Source organism: Pseudomonas rhizoryzae (assembly GCF_005250615.1).
GTDB lineage: Bacteria > Pseudomonadota > Gammaproteobacteria > Pseudomonadales > Pseudomonadaceae > Chryseomonas > Chryseomonas rhizoryzae.
In genome coordinates this window covers 176,499-195,545 of record NZ_SULM01000003.1, presented here as the reverse complement: position 1 = coordinate 195,545, position 19,047 = coordinate 176,499, and the positions used below count along the sequence as shown (strand labels likewise).

General features: G+C 64.5%; 19 protein-coding genes. 17 read left to right on the top strand and 2 right to left on the bottom strand.

Annotated features, from left to right (window positions below; all coding sequences use genetic code 11):
* Positions 1-15: 15 nt before the first annotated feature.
* The 6 genes from FAZ11_RS05525 (at position 16) to rpsI (ending at position 5,012) form a co-directional block, all read left to right on the top strand.
* A complete protein-coding gene (locus FAZ11_RS05525; protein ID WP_058777515.1) occupies positions 16-651 on the top strand; it encodes an alpha/beta hydrolase in 636 nt (211 codons plus the stop codon).
* Between the two features lie 33 nt (positions 652-684).
* Complete coding sequence (locus FAZ11_RS05520; protein ID WP_058777514.1) at positions 685-2,034, top strand: tryptophan--tRNA ligase; 1,350 nt, start codon at positions 685-687, stop codon at positions 2,032-2,034.
* Between the two features lie 84 nt (positions 2,035-2,118).
* Complete coding sequence (gene zapE, locus FAZ11_RS05515) at positions 2,119-3,213, top strand: cell division protein ZapE (RefSeq protein ID WP_058768616.1); 1,095 nt, start codon at positions 2,119-2,121, stop codon at positions 3,211-3,213.
* A 54-nt stretch (positions 3,214-3,267) separates the two neighbouring features.
* Entirely contained in the window at positions 3,268-3,969 is a 702-nt protein-coding gene (gene nfi / locus FAZ11_RS05510) for a deoxyribonuclease V (protein WP_058773564.1), read from the top strand.
* 206 nt (positions 3,970-4,175) lie between these two features.
* Entirely contained in the window at positions 4,176-4,604 is a 429-nt protein-coding gene (gene rplM / locus FAZ11_RS05505; protein ID WP_007160609.1) for a 50S ribosomal protein L13, read from the top strand.
* A 15-nt stretch (positions 4,605-4,619) separates the two neighbouring features.
* Positions 4,620-5,012 (top strand): 30S ribosomal protein S9, encoded by a 393-nt coding sequence (gene rpsI / locus FAZ11_RS05500; RefSeq protein WP_058764621.1) that lies wholly within the window; start codon positions 4,620-4,622, stop codon positions 5,010-5,012.
* Positions 5,013-5,636: 624 nt separating this feature from the next.
* Here rpsI and rne read toward each other — a convergent pair.
* Positions 5,637-8,930 carry a ribonuclease E gene (rne, locus tag FAZ11_RS05495; RefSeq protein ID WP_137279167.1) on the bottom strand — a complete coding sequence of 1,098 codons (3,294 nt, stop codon included), beginning with the start codon at positions 8,928-8,930 and terminating at the stop codon, positions 5,637-5,639.
* A gap of 709 nt (positions 8,931-9,639) precedes the next feature.
* Between rne and rluC the strand changes: the two genes are divergently transcribed.
* The 3 genes from rluC to FAZ11_RS05480 are packed head-to-tail and all read left to right on the top strand — an operon-like array spanning position 9,640 to position 12,257.
* On the top strand, positions 9,640-10,593 hold the full coding sequence (gene rluC, locus FAZ11_RS05490; RefSeq protein ID WP_058783132.1) for a 23S rRNA pseudouridine(955/2504/2580) synthase RluC: 954 nt from the start codon (positions 9,640-9,642) through the stop codon (positions 10,591-10,593).
* Entirely contained in the window at positions 10,586-11,272 is a 687-nt protein-coding gene (locus FAZ11_RS05485; protein ID WP_058783133.1) for an HAD-IA family hydrolase, read from the top strand. The genes rluC and FAZ11_RS05485 overlap by 8 nt, the downstream gene beginning before the upstream one ends.
* On the top strand, positions 11,265-12,257 hold the full coding sequence (locus FAZ11_RS05480) for a S49 family peptidase (protein WP_058783134.1): 993 nt from the start codon (positions 11,265-11,267) through the stop codon (positions 12,255-12,257). The genes FAZ11_RS05485 and FAZ11_RS05480 overlap by 8 nt, the downstream gene beginning before the upstream one ends.
* Before the next feature lie 20 nt (positions 12,258-12,277).
* On the opposite strand, the gene FAZ11_RS05475 is transcribed toward FAZ11_RS05480, so the two are convergent.
* On the bottom strand, positions 12,278-12,856 hold the full coding sequence (locus tag FAZ11_RS05475) for a Maf family protein (RefSeq protein WP_058783135.1): 579 nt from the start codon (positions 12,854-12,856) through the stop codon (positions 12,278-12,280).
* A 99-nt stretch (positions 12,857-12,955) separates the two neighbouring features.
* On the opposite strand from FAZ11_RS05475, the gene FAZ11_RS05470 reads away from it, so the two are divergent.
* The 8 genes from FAZ11_RS05470 to pabC all read left to right on the top strand — a co-directional run bounded on the left by FAZ11_RS05470 (position 12,956) and on the right by pabC (position 19,046).
* The gene (locus FAZ11_RS05470) at positions 12,956-13,483 is read left to right on the top strand and encodes a YceD family protein (protein WP_058773567.1); all 528 of its coding nucleotides are present in this window, start codon (positions 12,956-12,958) and stop codon (positions 13,481-13,483) included.
* 10 nt (positions 13,484-13,493) lie between these two features.
* Entirely contained in the window at positions 13,494-13,676 is a 183-nt protein-coding gene (rpmF, locus tag FAZ11_RS05465) for a 50S ribosomal protein L32 (RefSeq protein WP_007160601.1), read from the top strand.
* A 6-nt stretch (positions 13,677-13,682) separates the two neighbouring features.
* Positions 13,683-14,672: a phosphate acyltransferase PlsX gene (gene plsX, locus FAZ11_RS05460; RefSeq protein ID WP_338325304.1), complete on the top strand. Its 990-nt coding sequence runs from the start codon at positions 13,683-13,685 to the stop codon at positions 14,670-14,672.
* 82 nt (positions 14,673-14,754) lie between these two features.
* Positions 14,755-15,690, top strand: a complete 936-nt coding sequence (gene fabD / locus FAZ11_RS05455; RefSeq protein WP_058783137.1) for an ACP S-malonyltransferase — start codon at positions 14,755-14,757, stop codon at positions 15,688-15,690.
* 15 nt (positions 15,691-15,705) lie between these two features.
* Positions 15,706-16,449 (top strand): 3-oxoacyl-ACP reductase FabG, encoded by a 744-nt coding sequence (fabG, locus tag FAZ11_RS05450; protein ID WP_058764601.1) that lies wholly within the window; start codon positions 15,706-15,708, stop codon positions 16,447-16,449.
* 166 nt (positions 16,450-16,615) lie between these two features.
* Complete coding sequence (acpP, locus tag FAZ11_RS05445) at positions 16,616-16,852, top strand: acyl carrier protein (RefSeq protein ID WP_007160597.1); 237 nt, start codon at positions 16,616-16,618, stop codon at positions 16,850-16,852.
* Positions 16,853-16,989: 137 nt separating this feature from the next.
* Positions 16,990-18,234, top strand: a complete 1,245-nt coding sequence (gene fabF, locus FAZ11_RS05440; protein ID WP_058764599.1) for a beta-ketoacyl-ACP synthase II — start codon at positions 16,990-16,992, stop codon at positions 18,232-18,234.
* Positions 18,234-19,046, top strand: a complete 813-nt coding sequence (gene pabC, locus FAZ11_RS05435) for an aminodeoxychorismate lyase (protein WP_193557140.1) — start codon at positions 18,234-18,236, stop codon at positions 19,044-19,046. Before fabF ends, pabC begins: the two co-directional genes overlap by 1 nt.
* Position 19,047 lies beyond the last annotated feature (1 nt).

The window sequence follows — 19,047 nt, the reverse complement described above, 5'->3', positions numbered from 1 at the left end:
GTCACGGAGTCAAGCGTGTCAGCCCGTGAAGAATCCCTGCTGCTGGAGGGCCCCGCGGGCACTCTGGAAGCCCTGTACCAGAGCCCGGCCGAACCCACCGGCGCGGTGCTGCTCTGCCATCCCCATCCGCTCCACGGCGGCGCCATGCAGAACAAGGTGGTCGCCACCCTGCAGCGCATCGCCCGCGATGCGGGTCAGGCCACCCTCAGATTCAACTTCCGCGGCGTCGGTGCCAGCACCGGTACGCATGCCGGCGGCGAAGGCGAGATCGACGACGCCGCGGCGGCCGTGGCCTGGTTGCGCGAACGCCATCCCGACCTGCCGCTGATCCTCTGCGGCTTCTCCTTTGGCTCCTGCGTGGCCGCCTGCCTGGGTGGTCGACTCGAAGCCGAAGGTGTGTCGGTGGCGAGCCTGTTCATGCTGGCGCCCCCGGTGGAGCGCTTTTCGGTCGATGGGCGTCTGCCCACCCAGGCGCGTCTCACTGTCATCCAACCCGAGGCCGACGAGGTGGTGACTCCCGAGCGGGTCTACGCCTGGTCCGCCGCCCTCGAACAGCCTCACGAACTACTCCGCGTTCCCGAGTGTAGCCATTTCTTTCATGGCAAACTCGTCGAACTCAAAGATCTGGTCCTGCCCCGCCTGCAGGCCTGACCCTCGTTAGTCTCTCGGATTCCCAGCGCCTCCATGACCACTCGCATCCTCACTGGCATCACCACCACCGGTACCCCGCACCTGGGCAACTACGCCGGGGCCATCCGTCCCGCCATCCGTGCCAGCCTGGCCCCTGACGCCGACTCCTTCTATTTCCTCGCCGACTACCACGCCCTGATCAAGTGCGACGACCCCGCGCGCATCCAGCGCTCGCGCCTGGAGATCGCCGCCACCTGGCTGGCGAGCGGCCTGGATCCGGAGCGGGTGACCTTCTATCGCCAGTCCGACATCCCCGAGATTCCCGAGCTGACCTGGCTGCTCACCTGCGTTGCCGGCAAGGGCCTGCTCAACCGAGCCCACGCCTACAAGGCTGCGGTCGACCGCAACCTCGAGCAGGGCGAGGATCCCGATGCCGGGGTCACCATGGGTCTCTACAGCTACCCGGTCCTGATGGCGGCGGACATCCTCATGTTCAACGCCCTGCGCGTGCCGGTCGGTCGTGACCAGATCCAGCACGTGGAAATGGCCCGCGACATCGGCCAGCGCTTCAACCACCTGTTCGGCAATGGCCGCGACTACTTCGCCCTGCCCGAGGCGGTCATCGAGGAAAGCGTCTCCACCTTGCCCGGCCTCGACGGCCGCAAGATGTCCAAGAGCTACGACAACACCATCCCGTTGTTCGGCAGTGCCAAGCAGCTCAAGGACGCCATCGCCCGGATCGTCACCGACTCGCGCCTGCCCGGTGAGCCCAAGGACCCGGACAGCGCCCATCTCTTCACCCTCTACCAGGCCTTCGCCACGCCCGAGCAGAGCGCGGCCTTCCGCGAAGCCCTGCTTGGCGGCCTGGCCTGGGGCGAGGCCAAGGGCCAGCTCTTCGAGTTGCTCGACGCCGAACTGGGCGAAGCCCGCGAGCGCTATGCCGCGCTGATCGCCCGTCCCGATGACCTGGAAGACATCCTGCTGGCCGGCGCCGCCAAGGCCCGCCGCTACGCCACGCCCTTCCTCGGCGAACTGCGCGAAGCCGTGGGCCTGCGCTCGCTCAAGACCCAGGTCGCTACCGGTGCCACCAAGAAAAAGGCCAGCAAGACCGCTCGATTCGTCAGCTTCCGCGAGAACGATGGCAGCTTCCGCTTCCGCCTGCTCGATGGCGACGGCACCGAACTGGCGCTCTCGATCCCCTTCGCCGAGGCCAAGACCGCCGGTATCACCAGCAAGCAGTTGGTCACCACGCCGGCCAGTGTCGTGGCGGGAGAGGGCAATGGCTTCCAGCTGCTGCTGGACGATCAGGTCGTCGCCGAGGGCGTCCCTGGCGACTCGCCCGCCGCGCGCGATGCCTTGATCGAGCGCACTCGCATCGCTCTGGCGCAATTAGCCGAAGGCTGACGGCACCTGCGGTCCCCGGCGTTGTCAACGCCAGGGACCGCCATTACAGTGACCACCCTTTTTTCCACCCGACCAGAAGCCGCCATGACCCCCCTCGAGCGTTACCAGGCCGACCTCAAGCGCCCGGAGTTTTTCTACGATGCCGCCCAGGAAGAGGCCGTCCGCCATCTGCAGCGGCTCTATGACGACTTGCTCGCCGAGCCCGCCGCCAAGGGCGGCCTGTTCGGCAAACTGCTCGGGCGCAAGACGGTCACGCCGATCAAGGGACTGTATTTCTGGGGCGGGGTAGGGCGTGGCAAGACCTATCTGGTCGATACCTTCTACGACGCCCTGCCGTTCAAGCAGAAGATGCGCACCCACTTCCACCGCTTCATGAAGCGGGTCCACGAAGAGCTGCGGACCCTCAAGGGCGAGAAGAATCCCCTGACCATCATCGCCCGGCGCTTCGCCGACGAGGCGCGGGTGATCTGCTTCGACGAATTCTTCGTCTCCGACATCACCGACGCCATGATCCTGGCGACTCTGCTCGAAGAGCTGTTCAAGAACGGCGTGAGCTTGGTCGCTACCTCCAACATCGTGCCCGACGGCCTCTACAAGGACGGTCTGCAGCGCGCGCGCTTCCTGCCGGCCATCGCCCTGCTCAAGGAGCACACCGAGATCGTCAACGTCGACAGCGGCGTCGACTATCGCCTGCGCGCCCTGGAACAGGCGCAGCTCTACCACTATCCGTTGAGCGACGAAGTCGAGGCGGCGATGGCCAAGAGCTTCCGCTCGCTCACCGTCGAGTGCACCGATCTGTGCGAAGACGTACCGCTGATGATCGAGAATCGCGAGATCCGCGCCCGCCGCACCTGCGAGGACGTCGCCTGGTTCGACTTCCGCGCGCTCTGCGACGGCCCGCGCAGCCAGAACGACTACATCGAGCTGGGCAAGATCTTCCAGACCGTGCTGGTTTCCAATGTCGAGCGGATGGATGCGCTCAAGGACGACATGGCGCGACGTTTCATCAACCTGGTCGACGAATTCTACGATCGCCAGGTCAAGCTGATCCTGTCCGCCGAAGTCGAGCTCAAGGATCTCTATTCCGGTGGCCGCCTGGAGTTCGAATTCCAGCGCACCCTCAGCCGCCTGCTGGAAATGCAGTCCCACGAATACCTGGCCCGTCCGCACAAGCCCTGAACCCTGCCCGGGTTGAAGGATCAATCCTTTGACCCAGGTTTTCGGGAGGTACGTGTGAATTCCGATCCCTTCGCCGAATGGGACGGCTCGCCCGCCCAGGCGCGCATCCTGCAAAAGCAACTGGCCAAGCAAGTTCTCTTGGACGACGACTTCGGCGCGCCACGGCACTACGCCGGCGTCGACGTAGGCTTCGAGGAGGGCGGCGCGATCACCCGCGCGGTGGCCGTCTTGCTGGATGCCGACACCTTGCAGCCGTTGGCCCACGCCATCGCCCGCATCCCCACCGTGATGCCCTATGTGCCGGGCCTGCTGTCCTTTCGCGAACTACCGGCGCTGCTCCAAGCCCTGGAAGAATTGCCGGAAACCCCCGATCTGGTGTTCTGCGATGGCCATGGCATCGCCCACCCTCGGCGACTGGGCATCGCCGCCCATCTGGGCGTGGTCACCGGTCTGCCGACCATCGGTGTCGCCAAGAAAATACTCACCGGTCATCACGCCGATCTGGCCGAAACCCGTGGCAGCCAGGTCGACCTGCTGGATCGTGAGGGTTCGGTGATCGGCACGGTGCTACGCAGCAAGGACAGGGTGAAGCCACTGATCGTCTCGCCCGGTCACCGGGTCAGCCTGGTCAGCGCGCCCAGGCTGGTCATGGCATGCGTCAAGCGCCATCGCCTGCCTGAGCCGACTCGTCTGGCAGATCACCTGGCCTCGCGTCGCCAGGGTTCGGTGGCCACCCAGGCGCTGTTTTCTTTCTAGTTTTCGGTTGCTTTTTCGTCCTGAGCGGGTATCATGCCGCAGCTTTCTTGGCGGGGGATGCCTAAGCCTGCCGAGATCGCCGTAGCGGACGCCGACCCGAGCCCCCGAAGAGCGTCTGTTTCCGGCTGCCCCTGACTTGTCTGGGGTTGCACTGTTGTGTAGAATTTGCCGTCTTTTTACCAGGGCGGCCTCTGAGGCCATAGAGAATGAAAACTTTCACCGCAAAACCGGAAACCGTTAAGCGCGACTGGTACGTCGTCGACGCTGCTGGCCAGACTCTGGGTCGTCTGGCTACTGAAATCGCCACTCGCCTGCGTGGCAAGCACAAGCCCGAATACACCCCTCACGTTGACACCGGCGACTACATCGTCGTCATCAACGCCGAGCAGGTTCGGGTGACCGGTGCCAAGACTACCGACAAAATGTACTACCATCACTCCGGTTTCCCGGGTGGCATCAAGTCGATCAACTTCGAAAAGCTGATCGCCCGTGCTCCCGAGCGCGTCATCGAGACCGCCGTCAAGGGTATGCTGCCGAAGAACCCGCTGGGCCGCGACATGTATCGCAAGCTCAAGGTGTACAAGGGTGCGAACCATCCGCACACCGCTCAGCAGCCCCAAGAACTCAAGTTTTAATCGGGATAGTAGAACATGTCGGCAACTCAAAATTACGGTACCGGCCGTCGTAAGACTGCCACCGCTCGTGTCTTCCTCCGTCCGGGCACTGGCAAGATCTCCATCAACGATCGCACCCTGGATACCTTCTTCGGCCGCGAAACCGCGCGCATGGTCGTCCGTCAGCCCCTCGAGCTGACCGAGACCCTGGAGAAGTTCGACGTCTACGTTACCGTCGCTGGCGGTGGTGTAAGCGGCCAGGCCGGTGCCATCCGTCACGGCATCACCCGCGCTCTGATCGAGTACGACGAAGGCTACCGCAGCTCCCTGCGCAAAGCCGGTTACGTCACTCGTGACGCCCGTGAAGTCGAGCGTAAGAAAGTCGGTCTGCGCAAAGCGCGTAAGCGTCCGCAGTACTCCAAGCGTTAATCCTTCGGGATACGCTCGAAAAACCCAGCCAAATGGCTGGGTTTTTTTATGCCTGTGATTTTTCAGCACGAGCCGCATAGATTGGGTCGAGGCGGCCCCATCGTCACAGGCAGTTCACGCCTGGGGCTGCTGGGCTTCGCTGCGCTCAGCGCCAACCCAGGGTGTTTAACCTGGGCCGCGTAGGTTGGGTTGAGGCAGCTCCACCGCCGAAGCCCAACAGGCAGTCCGCACCTGGGGCTGTTGGGCTTCGCTGCGCTCAGCACCAACCCAGGGTGTTTCACCTGGGCCGCGTAGGTTGGGTTGAGGCAGCTCCACCGCCGAAGCCCAACAGGTAGTCCACACTGGGGGCTGTTGGGCTTCGCGTTGCTCAGCGCCAACCTACGGTATTGCACCTAGGTCACGTAGGTTGGGTTGAGGCAGCTCTACCGCCGAAGCCCAACGGGCAGTCTCTGCACTGGGGACTGCTGCTTCGCTGTGCTCAGCGCCGGCTCCTGGCGTCAATGAGCTTGGGGTGCCAGGGGAGGGCATGGGCCCGCTTGATAGTGCCGTTGAGGGCGAGACGCCACCGCGAATTCCGGGTATGAAAAAGGGCGCCGAAGCGCCCTTTTTAATTCGCGTCAGGAATCAGCGGGGATGGTTTTCCCGCGACTCTTCACGCTTGCGGTCGAACTCGGACTGAGCGAGCTCGTCCTCTTTCACTGCGTCGGGCTTGTGGGTCTCGTCGGTTGCGAGCTCCGTGCTGGCAGGAGCGGCAGGGGCTGCTTCTTCCTGCACAACGCTCTGTGCGAGCTCGGCAGGTTGCTCGACCACGATGGGTGCCGATTCCGCTTCGACCGCAGGCGTTGCCTCTGCTACCGGGGCGGGCTCGGACTCGACGACTACCGGCTGCGGCTCGACGGTGCCAACCGCTGCGGTCGCGAAGGTTTCCTCGGTTTCAGCGATGGCGCCCAGGGCGGGTGCCTGAGCTGCCTGCTCGGCCTGCTTGGCGCGGGCGGCTTCGGCTTCACGTTCCAGTCGCTCACGACGACGACGCTCGCGCGGGTCGTTGGAGGCACGACCTACGGCCGGCTCTGCTGCTTCCGCTTCGACCGGAGCTGCAGGGATGGCGGCAGTCGCTGCAACGGGTGCGGTCTGCTCGGCGGCTGGAGCGGCGATCTCGACTTCCTGGTGCGGTGCGCGCTCATCCTGCAGCTGGCTCACGTTGGGCGTGAGGATTTCCGGTTGGGCAGGAGCTTCGCCAGCGGGTTGCACTGCGGCAGTTTCCTGAGCGGCTTCGGCAGCAGGGGTGTCGGCAGTGGGGGCCGGTTCCTGGTGGCGAGTTTCACGTACCTCTTCCTGGGTGGCGATGGCAGTCACGCTCTCGCTGACCACCACGGCGGTGCCCAGGGCAACGGCTGCTGGCGCAACAGAGGAATCGGTGCCCGCTTCGCTCTGCTCGTCGCCTTCGATGAAGTTGCCATTGGCATCACGCTGACGCTCACGGCGGTTGCTGCGACGGCGCTGACCGCGGGAACGGCGACGCGGACGCTCTTCGCCTTCTTCCAGCTCGTCGTTACCTTCCAGTACTTCTTCTTCGTTCAGCTCTTCGGCGCTGGCCGCTGCCTGACGCTCTTCGCGGGCCTTGCGCTCTTCACGCGGCTGACGCTCTTCGCGGGGCTTACGCTCCTCACGCGGCTGACGCTCCTCGCGAGCCGGACGCTCTTCGGCGCTCAGACGTTCTTCGCTGGGTTGACGTTCTTCACGGGGCTGACGCTCTTCGCGAACGGCGCGCTCCTCACGGGGTTGACGCTCTTCGCGCGGCTGGCGCTCTTCACGGCTAGCACGCTCTTCGCGGGGTTGACGCTCCTCACGCGGCTGGCGTTCTTCGCGATTGGCGCGCTCTTCACGGGGCTGGCGCTCCTCGCGAGGTTGACGCTCTTCGCGGGAGGCACGCTCTTCACGCGGTTGACGGTCTTCGCGAGGCTGACGCTCTTCACGCGGCTTGCGCTCTTCACGCGCCGGGCGTTCGCTACGCTCACCACGTTCGGCGCGGGGCTGACGCTCTTCGCGCGGCTTGCGCTCGTCATCGCGACGGCCTTCGCGGCGGCGATTCTGCTGGCGACCGTTACGGCGCTCGTCCTGACGGCGTTGCTCGTCGCTGCTCTTGGTGGTTTCCGGCGTGGTCGCGGTCTTGTTGGCCAGGGGCTGCTCTTCGGTCTTGCCGGCGAACAGGCTGACCAGGGACTTGACCAGGCCCTTGAACAGGTTGGGTTCCGCTGCGGGTTTGGCGGCCACGGGCGCTGCCGGGGTCACGACTTCGGCGGTGGTGGACACGGGAGCCGGTGCACGCTCGGGCGCTACCTTCACTGCCGCTTCCTGGCGTACCAGGGTGCGGGTGGAGCTGACCGGCAGCACCTCTTCGGCTTCGGTGTTGGCCATCTCGTAGCTGGACTGGCTGTTGAGCAGCTCGGGGTTGTCATCGCGCAGGCGCTGCACTTCGAAGTGCGGGGTCTCGATGTGGTCGTCCGGCAGGATGATGATGCGGACGCGGGTGCGCAGCTCGATCTTGGTGATGCTGTTGCGCTTCTCGTTGAGCAGGAAGGACGCTACCTGGATCGGCACATGGGCACGCACCTCGGCGGTGCGATCCTTCAGGGCTTCTTCTTCGATCAGGCGCAGGATGGCCAGCGACAGGGATTCCACGTCGCGGATGATGCCCTGGCCGTTGCAGCGCGGGCAGACGATGCCGCTGGTTTCGCGCAGGGAAGGGCGCAGGCGCTGGCGGGACATTTCCAGCAGGCCGAAGCGCGAGATGCGGCCGATCTGCACGCGGGCGCGGTCGGCTTCCAGGGCCTCGCGGACGCGGTCTTCCACGGCGCGCTGGTTCTTCACCGGGGTCATGTCGATGAAGTCGATGACGATCAGGCCGCCGATGTCACGCAGGCGCAGCTGGCGGGCGATTTCCTCGGCCGCTTCCAGGTTGGTCTGCAGGGCGGTTTCCTCGATGTCGCCGCCCTTGGTGGCGCGCGCCGAGTTGATGTCGATGGAGACCAGGGCTTCGGTGGGGTCGATGACGATGGAGCCGCCCGACGGCAGCTTCACTTCGCGCTGGAAGGCGGTCTCGATCTGGCTTTCGATCTGGAAGCGATTGAACAGCGGGACACTGTCCTGGTACAGCTTGATCTTGCTGGCGTACTGCGGCATCACCTGGCGGATGAAGCTCAGGGCTTCTTCCTGGGCTTCGACGCTGTCGATCAAGACCTCGCCGATGTCCTGGCGCAGGTAGTCGCGGATGGCGCGGATGATGACGTTGCTTTCCTGATAGATCAGGAAGGGGCCCTTGCGCTCGCCCGAGGCTTCGGTGATGGCGGACCAGAGTTGCAGCAGGTAGTCGAGGTCCCACTGCAGTTCTTCGGTGCTACGACCCAGGCCGGCGGTGCGGACGATCAGGCCCATGTCGCCGGGAGCGTCGAGGCCGTTCAGGGCTTCACGCAGTTCGTTGCGCTCTTCGCCCTCGATGCGGCGAGAGATACCGCCGGCACGGGGATTGTTGGGCATCAGCACCAGGTAGCGGCCGGCGAGGCTGATGAAGGTAGTCAGGGCGGCGCCCTTGTTGCCACGCTCTTCCTTTTCGACCTGGACGACTACTTCCTGGCCTTCGGAGAGCACTTCCTTGATGTTGACGCGACCTTCCGGGTTCTTCTTGAAGTACTCCCGGGAAATTTCCTTCAACGGGAGGAAGCCGTGGCGGTCGGCGCCGAAGTCGACGAAGGCGGCTTCCAGGCTGGGTTCGATGCGGGTGATGCGGCCTTTATAGATGTTGGCCTTCTTCTGTTCGCGGGCGCCGGACTCGATGTCCAGGTCGAACAGACGTTGACCGTCGACCAAGGCAACCCGCAATTCCTCGGGCTGGGTCGCATTGATGAGCATTCTTTTCATGTAATACCACTACGTTCCGGGCTCTCGGCCCGCGTGGTGGCAACAGGATTCAAGAGAAGGGTGCACGGGGTCGTATCGAAGCCGGTATGGATCCGGCCTTCGTGTCCAGCAGCGAGGTCAGAGCCACGCCGCGACTACGTCTCCTGCAGGCGCTTGAGCGACTGCCTTTGCAGCTCCGCAGAAGGAGGAATCAACCAGGTACGGTGCGGGCGTGACAGCCGAAAGGCTCGTGCAGCCGGGTCGTCGCGGGATTCGTGTCAGGTGTCGCTGGGTTGGAGCATCGGCCGTTGGCCATGAGGCTTCCACCTGCGATCGTCACCTTGGCCGAAGCTTGGCGCGAAGCGGGCTGCAGGCGTACTGTCAGGCTACGCGATACGCTGGTTGTGCATCTCCATCCTGCACACAATCTTCAGGAATCAGGTGCCGCCCGCAAGGTCCGGAGCGGTTGTCGTTTTACAGCTGACACCCTGGGTGCCGCTGCCTTTGGTTACCAGGCGGATCGCGGATCGCCACTCACCCCCTTGGGTCGAATCGGCGGTCCGCTGGACGGCCAGACGTCCAGTAACTATTGCGTTTGCAGCTCTTGTTTCGCGGACCGAACCGACAGGCCTCGCGAGCGGCGCCATCCAGACAGGACGAATAACCGCCTCCGGACTATAGCAGCAAGCTTTAAGTGCTTCAAATAAGGGAAAATTGGTATCATTCGCCGATGACTAAACCTCCCTCTCCCAGCACCGGCGTTCAGCTGTTCGACGTGCCAGCCGACTATGCCGGCCAGCGCATCGACAACTTCCTGCGTACCCAACTCAAGGGCGCACCCAAGACCCTCATCTATCGCATCCTGCGCAAGGGCGAAGTGCGGGTGAACAAGGGGCGCATCAAGCCCGACTACCGTTTGCAGGCCGGTGACCAGGTGCGGGTGCCGCCCCTGCGACTCTCCGAGCCCGACGAGCCGGCACCCCTGGCCAAGGGCTTGCTCGAACGCCTGGAGGCCTCCATCGTCCATGAGGACAAGGCCCTCATCGTCATCAACAAGCCGGCCGGCATCGCCGTGCACGGCGGCAGCGGCCTGTCCGGCGGGGTCATCGAGGTCTTTCGCCAGTTGCGCCCCGAAGCCCGCGATATCGAGCTGGTCCATCGCCTGGATCGGGATACCTCCGGGCTGCTGATGATCGCCAAGAAGCGCAGCATGCTGCGTTTTCTGCACGAGGCACTGCGCGGTGACGGCGTGGACAAGCGCTATCACGCCCTGGTGCGTGGCCACTGGCCGGCGGCCAAGAAGAAGATCAGCGCGCCGCTGCTGAAGAACACCCTCAGGTCCGGTGAGCGGATGGTCGAGGTCAACGATGAGGGCAAGGAAGCACTCACCGAGTTTCGCGTGCTGCGTCGCTATGGCGAGTTCGCCACCCTGGTCGAGGCGCGACCGGTGACCGGGCGGACCCATCAGATCCGCGTCCATGCCCGTCATGCCGGGCATGCCATCGCCGGCGACCCCAAGTACGGCGACGAAGACTTCTCCCAGGAGATCCGCGACCTGGGTGGCAAGCGGCTGTTCCTGCATTCGGCGAGTCTGGTGATTCCGCTGCCCGAAGGCGGCGAGTTGCGTCTCGAGGCACCGGTCGACAGCACCTGGAGTCAGACGCTGGAGCGGCTGGATGCCTGATTACCAACTGCTGATCTTCGACTGGGACGGCACCCTGGCGGACTCCATTGGCCGGATCGTCGAGGTGATGCACGTGGCTGCCGAGACGCTGGGTCTGCCGCCCCGCAGCGACGTGGCGATCAAGGGCATCATCGGGCTGGAGCTGGTGGCCGCGATCCAGACCCTCTATCCGCACCTGGTCACCCAGGAGCAGATCGAAGGCTTCCGCGACGCCTACAGTGCCGAGTTCGTGCGTCGCGAGCAGGAGGCTTCGCCCCTGTTTCCTGGTGTGCTGAGCGCGCTGCAGCGATTTCGCGCGCTGGGCTATCAACTGGCCGTGGCGACCGGAAAGAGTCGCCGTGGGCTGGCGCGTTCGCTGCAACAGCATGGTCTGACCGAGTTCTTCGATGTCACCCGCTGTGCGGATGAGGCGGCCGGCAAGCCCGATCCGCAGATGGTGCAGGAAATCCTCGCCCATTGCCGCGTGGCGCCGGAGCGGGCGCTGCTGGTGGGGGATGCGGTGTTCGACCTGGAAATGGCGCGCCGCGCCGGGGTCGATGCGGTCGGCGCGAGCTATGGTGCCCAGCCAGCGGAAGTCCTCAGGGATTTCGCGCCGCGCTTGATGATCGAAGCCTTCACGGACCTGGCGCTATGGCTAGGTGACAACGATGTGGTCAGGAGAGAGGTCGGGCATGGCTGACGAGTGGAAGGAAGACAGCGGGCGTGTGCGCCCGGCGGACGACAAGACCTGGGCCCTGATCGAGAAGACCCTGCTCGCCAGCGTGCAGGAGCAGCGGCGGGCACGGCGCTGGGGCATCTTTTTCAAGCTGCTGACCTTCGCCTACCTGATCCTCATGCTGGTGCTGTTCACGCCCCTGCTATCGCTGGGCAAGAAGGGTGGGGTGACCGAGTCGGGGCCTCATACCGCGCTCATCGAACTCAAGGGCGTGATCGCCGATGACGAGAAGGCCAGTGCCGACAACGTGGTGACGGCGCTGCGCAAGGCCTTTGACGACAGCAATACCCGCGGTTTGATACTGCGCATCAACAGTCCGGGTGGCAGCCCGGTGCAGTCCGGCTATATCTATGATGAGATCAAGCGCCTGCGTGGCCTGCATCCGGATATCAAGCTGTACGCGGTCATCTCTGACCTCGGGGCCTCGGGCGCCTACTACGTGGCCAGCGCGGCCGATGCCATCTATGCCGACAAGGCCAGCCTGGTCGGCTCCATCGGCGTCACGGCGGCGTCCTTCGGCTTCGTCGGTACCATGGAGAAGCTGGGTGTGGAGCGCCGGGTCTATACCTCCGGCGAGCACAAGACCTTCCTCGACCCCTTCCAGCCGCAAAAGCCCGACGAGACGCGCTTCTGGCAGCAGGTGCTGGATGTCACTCACCAGCAGTTCATCGACAGCGTCAAGAAGGGGCGGGGCGATCGCCTCAAGGTCGAGGGGCATCCCGAGCTGTTCTCCGGCCTGGTCTGGTCTGGTGAGCAGGCGTTGCCGCTGGGCTTGATCGATGGTTTTGGCAGTGCCAGCTACGTGGCGCGGGACGTGATCAAGGAAGAGCACATGGTGGACTACACCCAGCAAGACTCGCCCTTCGATCGCTTCGCCAAGCGCCTGGGCGCCAGCGTCGCCGAGCGCCTCGCTCTCTATATGGGCTGGCAGGGACCGACGCTGCGCTGACGTTTGACTACTGCAGGGCTCTAGGGCACCTGTAGGCCTGTTTCGCGCAGCAGTGCGGCCAGGCGGATGAGGGGGAGGCCGATCAGGCTGGTCGGGTCATCCCCTTGCATCGCTTCGAACAGGGCAATGCCCAGTCCCTCGGCCTTGAAGCTGCCAGCGCAATCGTAGGGCCTTTCGACCAACAGGTAGCGGTCGATGGTCGCAGCGTCCAGTTGGCGAAAGCGCACCTGGAAATCCACGACCTCGCTTCGGCATTGCCCGGTTCGGCTGTCCAGCACGGCCAGTCCGGTATGGAATACCAGGGTGCGGCCACTGGCTCGTGCCAGTTGCCTATGAGCCCGTTCGTGACTCAAGGGCTTGCCGATGATCTCGCCGTCGATGGCGGTGGTCTGGTCCGAACCTATGATGAGGGTGGCTTCCGGCTGCTCGCCGAGGGCTGTGGCCTTGGCCCTGGCCAGGCGCTCCACCAGCGCCCGTGGCTGCTCGCCGGGCAGGGGCGTTTCGTCGATATCGGGCGACTGGTGGGCGAAGGGCAGCTGCAGTCTTTCCAGCAATTGGCGGCGGTAAGGCGAGCTGGAAGCGAGTAGAATACGGGGCATCAGTTTGTTCTCGGGCGAGGCCGACCAGAGGTCGGTCGGAGTCGCTTCGGGGTTAATTTCCTTTGACAGCCGTAAGGCCGTCCCTATAATGGCGCGCTTATGTTGAATGGGCCAATTCCACCTCAGGTCGATCCTCGCAAATTGGCGGATCGCGGCGTAACCCTCAAGGGTGAGCTGCCTCTCGCGAACATGCGGCGTGTCGGCGAGCAGCTCGTGAAGTCCGAAGGCGCGGTAGCCGTCGTCCTCGACTTCGGGCGTGATCAACAGCGGCAGTTCGTCATCCACGGTGTCCTCGATGCCGCGGTCGAGATGATTTGCCAGCGTTGTCTGGAGCCGGCAGTGCTTCCCATCCACAGCGAATTCGATTTCGCCGTGGTCTGGGAAGGGCAGTCGGCCGATGCCTTGCCACAGGGTTACGATGCCCTGGAGGTTGGCGAAGATCCTTTGGATCTGCATGGGCTGGTCGAAGACGAGCTGTTGCTCGCGCTGCCGATCATTCCCGCGCATCCCGCAGGAGCTTGCCAGCATCCGGAAGGTTTCGAGGCGCCCGAAGAGCCGGCGGACGAGGAAAAGCGACCCAACCCGTTCAGTGTACTTGCGCAGTTGAAGCGTGACCCAAACGTTTAGGAGTTAAATCATGGCTGTTCAGCAGAACAAAAAGTCCCGTTCCGCTCGCGACATGCGTCGTTCGCACGACGCCCTCGAAGCGAACGCCCTGTCCGTGGAAAAGAGCACCGGTGAAGTTCACCTGCGCCACCACGTGTCGCCCGACGGTTTCTACCGCGGTCGCAAAGTGATCGACAAGGGTTCCGACGAGTAATCCTCGATCGAAACCGTCATCGCGATCGATGCAATGGGCGGGGACTTCGGTCCCCGCTGCATTGTTCCTGCTTCAATAAGCGCTCTCGAGCGTTTTCCCGCCTTAAGTCTTCTCCTCTGTGGTCAGCGCGACGCCTTGTCGGCCTGGTCACCACCTGCTTCCCTCGCTACTCGCCTGCACTTCGACTACGTCGATTCCGCCGTTGGGCCCGATGAGCGTCCCGCCAGCGTCGTGCGCAGTCGCGCTCGCACGTCCATGCATGCCGCCTTGGAGGCCGTCCAGCAAGGGCGTGCCCAGGGGTGCCTGAGTGCCGGCAATACCGGCGCCTGGATGGCACTGGCGCGGCTGCTGCTCGGCACGCTACCGGAGATCGATAGACCCGCCATGATGTCGGCGCTGCCGGGGCTGGGAGAGCATCAGACGCTGCTGCTCGATCTCGGCGCGAATCTCGACACCACCGCCGAACAGCTGGTGCAATTCGCCTATCTGGGCGCGGGAGCGGCCCAGGCGCGCGGCCTGGAGCGGCCACGGGTGGCCTTGCTCAACGTCGGTCGCGAGCCCGGCAAGGGGACGCCGGTGATCCAGGAGGCGGCGCGGCGCCTGGCCCAGAGTCAGGCCTTCGACTTCACCGGCTTCGTCGAGGGCAGCGATCTCTATGCCGCCGTCGCGGATGTAGTGGTCTGTGACGGCTTTACCGGCAATGCGGTGCTCAAGTCTGGCGAAGCCCTGCTGCGCCTGCTGGTCGAGCGCAGCGGCACGACCTCCTGGCTCGAACGTCGGCTGTTGCAGCCCTGGCTGGCCCGGCGTTTTCGCCAATGGGACCCGGAGCTGCGCAATGGCGCGAGCTTTCTTGGCCTGAATGCGGTGGTGGTGAAAAGTCATGGCGCCGCAGGCGAAGTCGGTCTCGTTCAGGCCATCGAGCGCGCCCTGCATGATGTAGAGACTGATCTCCCCGGGCGTATCCGGTTAAACTTGGCGGCTCTGAAAGCGGTGTGACCGACCGGTCGACACCGACATCTCAGTCTATCCGTGGCGGAACAGAGCTTTCGCCAGCAATGGACCCACAAGAGACCTGCCTATGTCTGCCTCTCTCGCTTTCGTCTTTCCCGGCCAGGGTTCCCAAGCCTTGGGCATGCTGGGTGAGCTGGCCACGCACCATGCGCTGATCGGCGAAACCTTCGCGGAAGCCTCCGCCGTGCTCGGCTACGACCTCTGGGCGCTGACCCAGCAGGGCCCGCAGGAGTCGCTCAACCAGACCGACCGTACTCAGCCCGCCATCCTGACCGCGTCCATCGCGCTGTGGCGTCTGTGGCTCGCCGAAGGGGGCGCCAAGCCCGCCTACGTCGCCGGCCATAGCCTGGGCGAGTACTCGGCGCTGGTGGCCGCCGGCAGCCTGCCGTTCGCCGAAGCCGTGCGTTTGGTGGCTCGCCGTGGCGAGCTGATGCAGCAGGCCGTACCGGCCGGGCAGGGCGGTATGGCCGCCATCCTCGGTCTGGAAGATGCCCAGGTGCTGGCGGCCTGCGCCGAAGCTGCCCAGGGTGACGTCGTGAGTGCGGTCAATTTCAACGCCCCGGGCCAGGTGGTCATCGCCGGTTCCGCCGCCGCCGTGGAGCGCGCCATCGAGGCCTGCAAGGCCATGGGCGCCAAGCGCGCCGTGGCCCTGCCGGTGAGCGTGCCTTCGCACTGCGAGCTGATGCGTCCGGCGGCCGAACGCTTCGCCGAAGACGTCCGTGGCTGCACCTGGAGCGCGCCGTCGATTCCAGTGGTACAGAACGTCAATGCTGGCGTGAACACCGATCTGGACAGCCTGCAGCAGGATCTGCTGGCCCAGCTGTACAGTCCGGTACGCTGGGTCGAGTCCGTGCAGTACCTGGCGGCCCAGGGCGTCACCCACTTGGTGGAGTGCGGCCCGGGCAAGGTGCTGGCCGGTCTGAACAAGAGATGCGTCAAGGGCGTGGAAACCCTGTCCCTGGACACCCCCGACGCCTTCGCCGCCGCCCGCGCGGCTTTTTGAATCGAGGAACACGAGATGAGTCTGCAAGGTAAGGTCGCCCTGGTCACGGGCGCCACGCGTGGTATTGGCCAAGCCATCGCCCTGGAACTGGGTCGGCTGGGCGCCACCGTGATCGGCACCGCGACCAGCGAGGCGGGCGCCCAGCGCATCGCCGAGTCGCTCAAGGCCAACGGCATCGAAGGCACCGGCCTGGTGCTCAACGTCTCCGACAACGCCTCCGTCGCGGCCGCCCTCGAGCAGGTCCAGGCGCAATTCGGCGCCCCGTCGATCCTGGTCAACAACGCCGGCATCACCCGCGACAACCTGATGCTGCGGATGAAGGACGATGAGTGGTTCGACGTGATCGATACCAACCTCAACAGCCTGTTCCGGCTGTCCAAGGCCGTGCTCAAGGGCATGACCAAGGGCCGCTGGGGCCGCATCGTCAGCATCGGCTCGGTGGTCGGCGCCATGGGTAACGCCGGGCAGGCCAACTACGCCGCCGCCAAGGCCGGTCTCGAAGGCTTCACCCGGGCCCTGGCCCGCGAGGTGGGTTCGCGCAACATCACCGTCAACGCGGTAGCCCCCGGCTTCATCGACACCGACATGACCCGTGAGCTGCCGGAAGCCCAGCGCGCAGCGCTGCTGACCCAGATCCCGGCCGGTCGCCTCGGGCAAGCCGATGAAATCGCCAAGGTGGTAGGCTTCCTGGCGGGTGAGGGCGCGGCCTATGTGACCGGCGCCACGATCCCCGTGAACGGCGGAATGTACATGAGCTGACCGGCGTTACCCCGCGCGGCTATTGCGCTAAGCTGGTAAACTGTCGCACCAGCAATGGCCGCGCATACGTCTTGATGTCGCGTCAGCTTGAAATACGGAAATCCCTTTCTATACACTTACGCGCAATCCGTTGTGCGGATTTTTCCTTTAGGAGTGAGAACACGGTATGAGCACCATCGAAGAACGCGTTAAGAAGATCGTCGCTGAGCAGCTCGGCGTGAAGGAAGAGGAAGTTACCAACAGCGCTTCCTTCGTCGAGGATCTGGGCGCCGACTCCCTTGACACCGTCGAACTGGTGATGGCTCTGGAAGAGGAATTCGAGACCGAAATCCCGGACGAGCAGGCTGAGAAGATCACCACCGTCCAGGAAGCTATCGACTACATCGTTGCCCACCAGCAATAAGTAGCCGTCAGTTTCGGACATCGAAAGCCGCACGTCCTGCAGGGCGTGCGGCTTTTCTTTAGGTCCAGTATTAAGCTCGTTGAAATCGGCTTTTTTTAAGTGGGGTGGCCGCCCCGGAAGGACAAGAGGAGTTGGGTGTGTCGCGTAGACGTGTCGTGATCACGGGTATGGGCATGGTATCGCCGCTTGGCGCGGACGTAGCCAGCAGCTGGGAAGGCATCCTTGCCGGCCGCAGTGGCATTGCGCCGATCGAGCATATGGACGTCTCTGCCTTCAGCACGCGGATCGGCGGATCGGTCAAGGGATTCGACGTGGAGCAATATCTGTCCGCGAAAGAAGCCCGCAAGCTGGATCTGTTCATCCAATACGGTCTCGCTGCCAGCTTCCAGGCCATGCGCGACAGCGGTATCGAGGTCAACGATGACAACCGTGAGCGCATTGGTGTCGCCATGGGGTCGGGCATCGGTGGCTTGACCAATATCGAGGCGAATTGCCAATCGCTGCTCGAACAGGGCCCGCGCCGTATTTCCCCCTTTTTCGTACCGGGTTCCATCATCAACATGGTGTCCGGTTTCCTGTCGATCCACCTGGGTCTGCAGGGCCCCAACTATGCCATCGCCACCGCCTGCACCACGGCCACGCATTGCATCGGCATGGCGGCGCGCAACATCGCCTACGGTGAAGCCGACGTCATGGTCGCCGGTGGCTCGGAGATGGCGACCTCGGGTCTGGGCCTGGGCGGCTTCGGTGCCGCCCGTGCGCTGTCGACGCGCAATGACGATCCGACCCGTGCCAGCCGTCCCTGGGATCGCGATCGCGATGGCTTCGTGCTGTCCGATGGCGCTGGCGCCCTGGTACTCGAAGAGTACGAGCACGCCAAGGCGCGTGGCGCGCGCATCTATGCCGAGTTGATCGGCTTTGGCATGAGTGCGGATGCCTATCATATGACCGCACCCTCGGAAAACGGCGCCGGCGCGGCCCGTTGCATGCTCGCCACCCTCAAGGATGCCGGCATCACTCCCGACGCGGTGGATTATGTCAACGCCCACGGCACCTCCACGCCAGCGGGCGATCTGGCTGAGGTTGCCGCGCTCAAGCAGGTGTTCGGTGATCAGGCCAAGCGCCTGAGCGTCAGTTCCACCAAGTCCATGACCGGTCACCTGTTGGGTGCCGCCGGCGCGGTGGAAGCCATCTTCACGGTGTTGGCGCTGCGTGACCAGGTGGCTCCGCCCACCATCAACCTGGACAATCCCAGCGACGGCTGTGATCTGGATTTCGTGCCCCACGAGGCACGTCAGCGGTCCATCGAGGTGGCCTTGTCCAACTCGTTCGGCTTCGGCGGCACCAACGGCAGTCTGGTGTTCCGGCGCGTCGACGCTTGATCCAGGACTGGCTCAACGGCCAGCCGCTGGGCGCCGGGCTGCAACGTGACCGGGGCCTGGCCTATGGCGATGGGCTGTTCGAGACCATCGCCGTACGCCGCGGCCAGCCGTGCTTGCTGGAACGCCATCTGCAACGGCTGGCCCTGGGTTGCCAGCGGCTGGATATCCCTTGCGATATTGCCCAGGTAGGTGACGAGATCCAGGCCTATGCGGCGCTGCTGGGGGAGGGCGTGGCCAAGCTGCTGCTCACCCGCGGCGATGGCTTGCGCGGTTACGCGCCGCCGGCCGAACCCGAGGTACGCCGTCTGCTGCTGGGATCGCCAGTGCCCGCCTACCCCGAGGCCAATAGAGTCGAGGGTATCGCCCTCTATCCCTGCGCGACGCGCCTGGCCCGGCAACCCCTGTTGGCCGGCCTCAAGCACCTGAATCGTCTGGAGCAGGTGCTGGCCCGGGCTGAATGGAGCGTTGCGGAGTACGCCGAAGGCCTGATGCTCGACCAGGACGGTCGGCCAATCGAAGGGGTATTCAGCAATCTGTTTCTGATCCGCGCCGGCGAGTTGCTGACCCCGGCACTCGATCACTGTGGTGTGGCGGGGGTGATGCGCGGTCTGCTCCTCGATATCGCCGCCCGGAACGGCATAAGGGTACGGGTGTCGTCGCTGACACTGGATGACCTGCAGCGGGCCGATGAGGTTTTCCTCTGCAATAGCCAATACGGTATCTGGCCCGTGCGCCGGTACGCAGCCGCGAACTGGTCGGTAGGGCCGCTGACCCGTAAACTGCAAGGTTCGATAAACGAGATTCTGGAATAGC

Coding starts and splice junctions, on each gene's coding strand:
- FAZ11_RS05520 (WP_058777514.1), top strand. CDS start 685: ATGACCACTCGCATCCTCACTGGCATCACCACCACCGGTACCCCGCAC.
- zapE (WP_058768616.1), top strand. CDS start 2,119: ATGACCCCCCTCGAGCGTTACCAGGCCGACCTCAAGCGCCCGGAGTTT.
- rplM (WP_007160609.1), top strand. CDS start 4,176: ATGAAAACTTTCACCGCAAAACCGGAAACCGTTAAGCGCGACTGGTAC.
- rpsI (WP_058764621.1), top strand. CDS start 4,620: ATGTCGGCAACTCAAAATTACGGTACCGGCCGTCGTAAGACTGCCACC.
- rne (WP_137279167.1), bottom strand. CDS start 8,930: ATGAAAAGAATGCTCATCAATGCGACCCAGCCCGAGGAATTGCGGGTT.
- rluC (WP_058783132.1), top strand. CDS start 9,640: ATGACTAAACCTCCCTCTCCCAGCACCGGCGTTCAGCTGTTCGACGTG.
- FAZ11_RS05485 (WP_058783133.1), top strand. CDS start 10,586: ATGCCTGATTACCAACTGCTGATCTTCGACTGGGACGGCACCCTGGCG.
- FAZ11_RS05480 (WP_058783134.1), top strand. CDS start 11,265: ATGGCTGACGAGTGGAAGGAAGACAGCGGGCGTGTGCGCCCGGCGGAC.
- FAZ11_RS05475 (WP_058783135.1), bottom strand. CDS start 12,856: ATGCCCCGTATTCTACTCGCTTCCAGCTCGCCTTACCGCCGCCAATTG.
- FAZ11_RS05470 (WP_058773567.1), top strand. CDS start 12,956: ATGTTGAATGGGCCAATTCCACCTCAGGTCGATCCTCGCAAATTGGCG.
- rpmF (WP_007160601.1), top strand. CDS start 13,494: ATGGCTGTTCAGCAGAACAAAAAGTCCCGTTCCGCTCGCGACATGCGT.
- fabD (WP_058783137.1), top strand. CDS start 14,755: ATGTCTGCCTCTCTCGCTTTCGTCTTTCCCGGCCAGGGTTCCCAAGCC.
- fabG (WP_058764601.1), top strand. CDS start 15,706: ATGAGTCTGCAAGGTAAGGTCGCCCTGGTCACGGGCGCCACGCGTGGT.
- acpP (WP_007160597.1), top strand. CDS start 16,616: ATGAGCACCATCGAAGAACGCGTTAAGAAGATCGTCGCTGAGCAGCTC.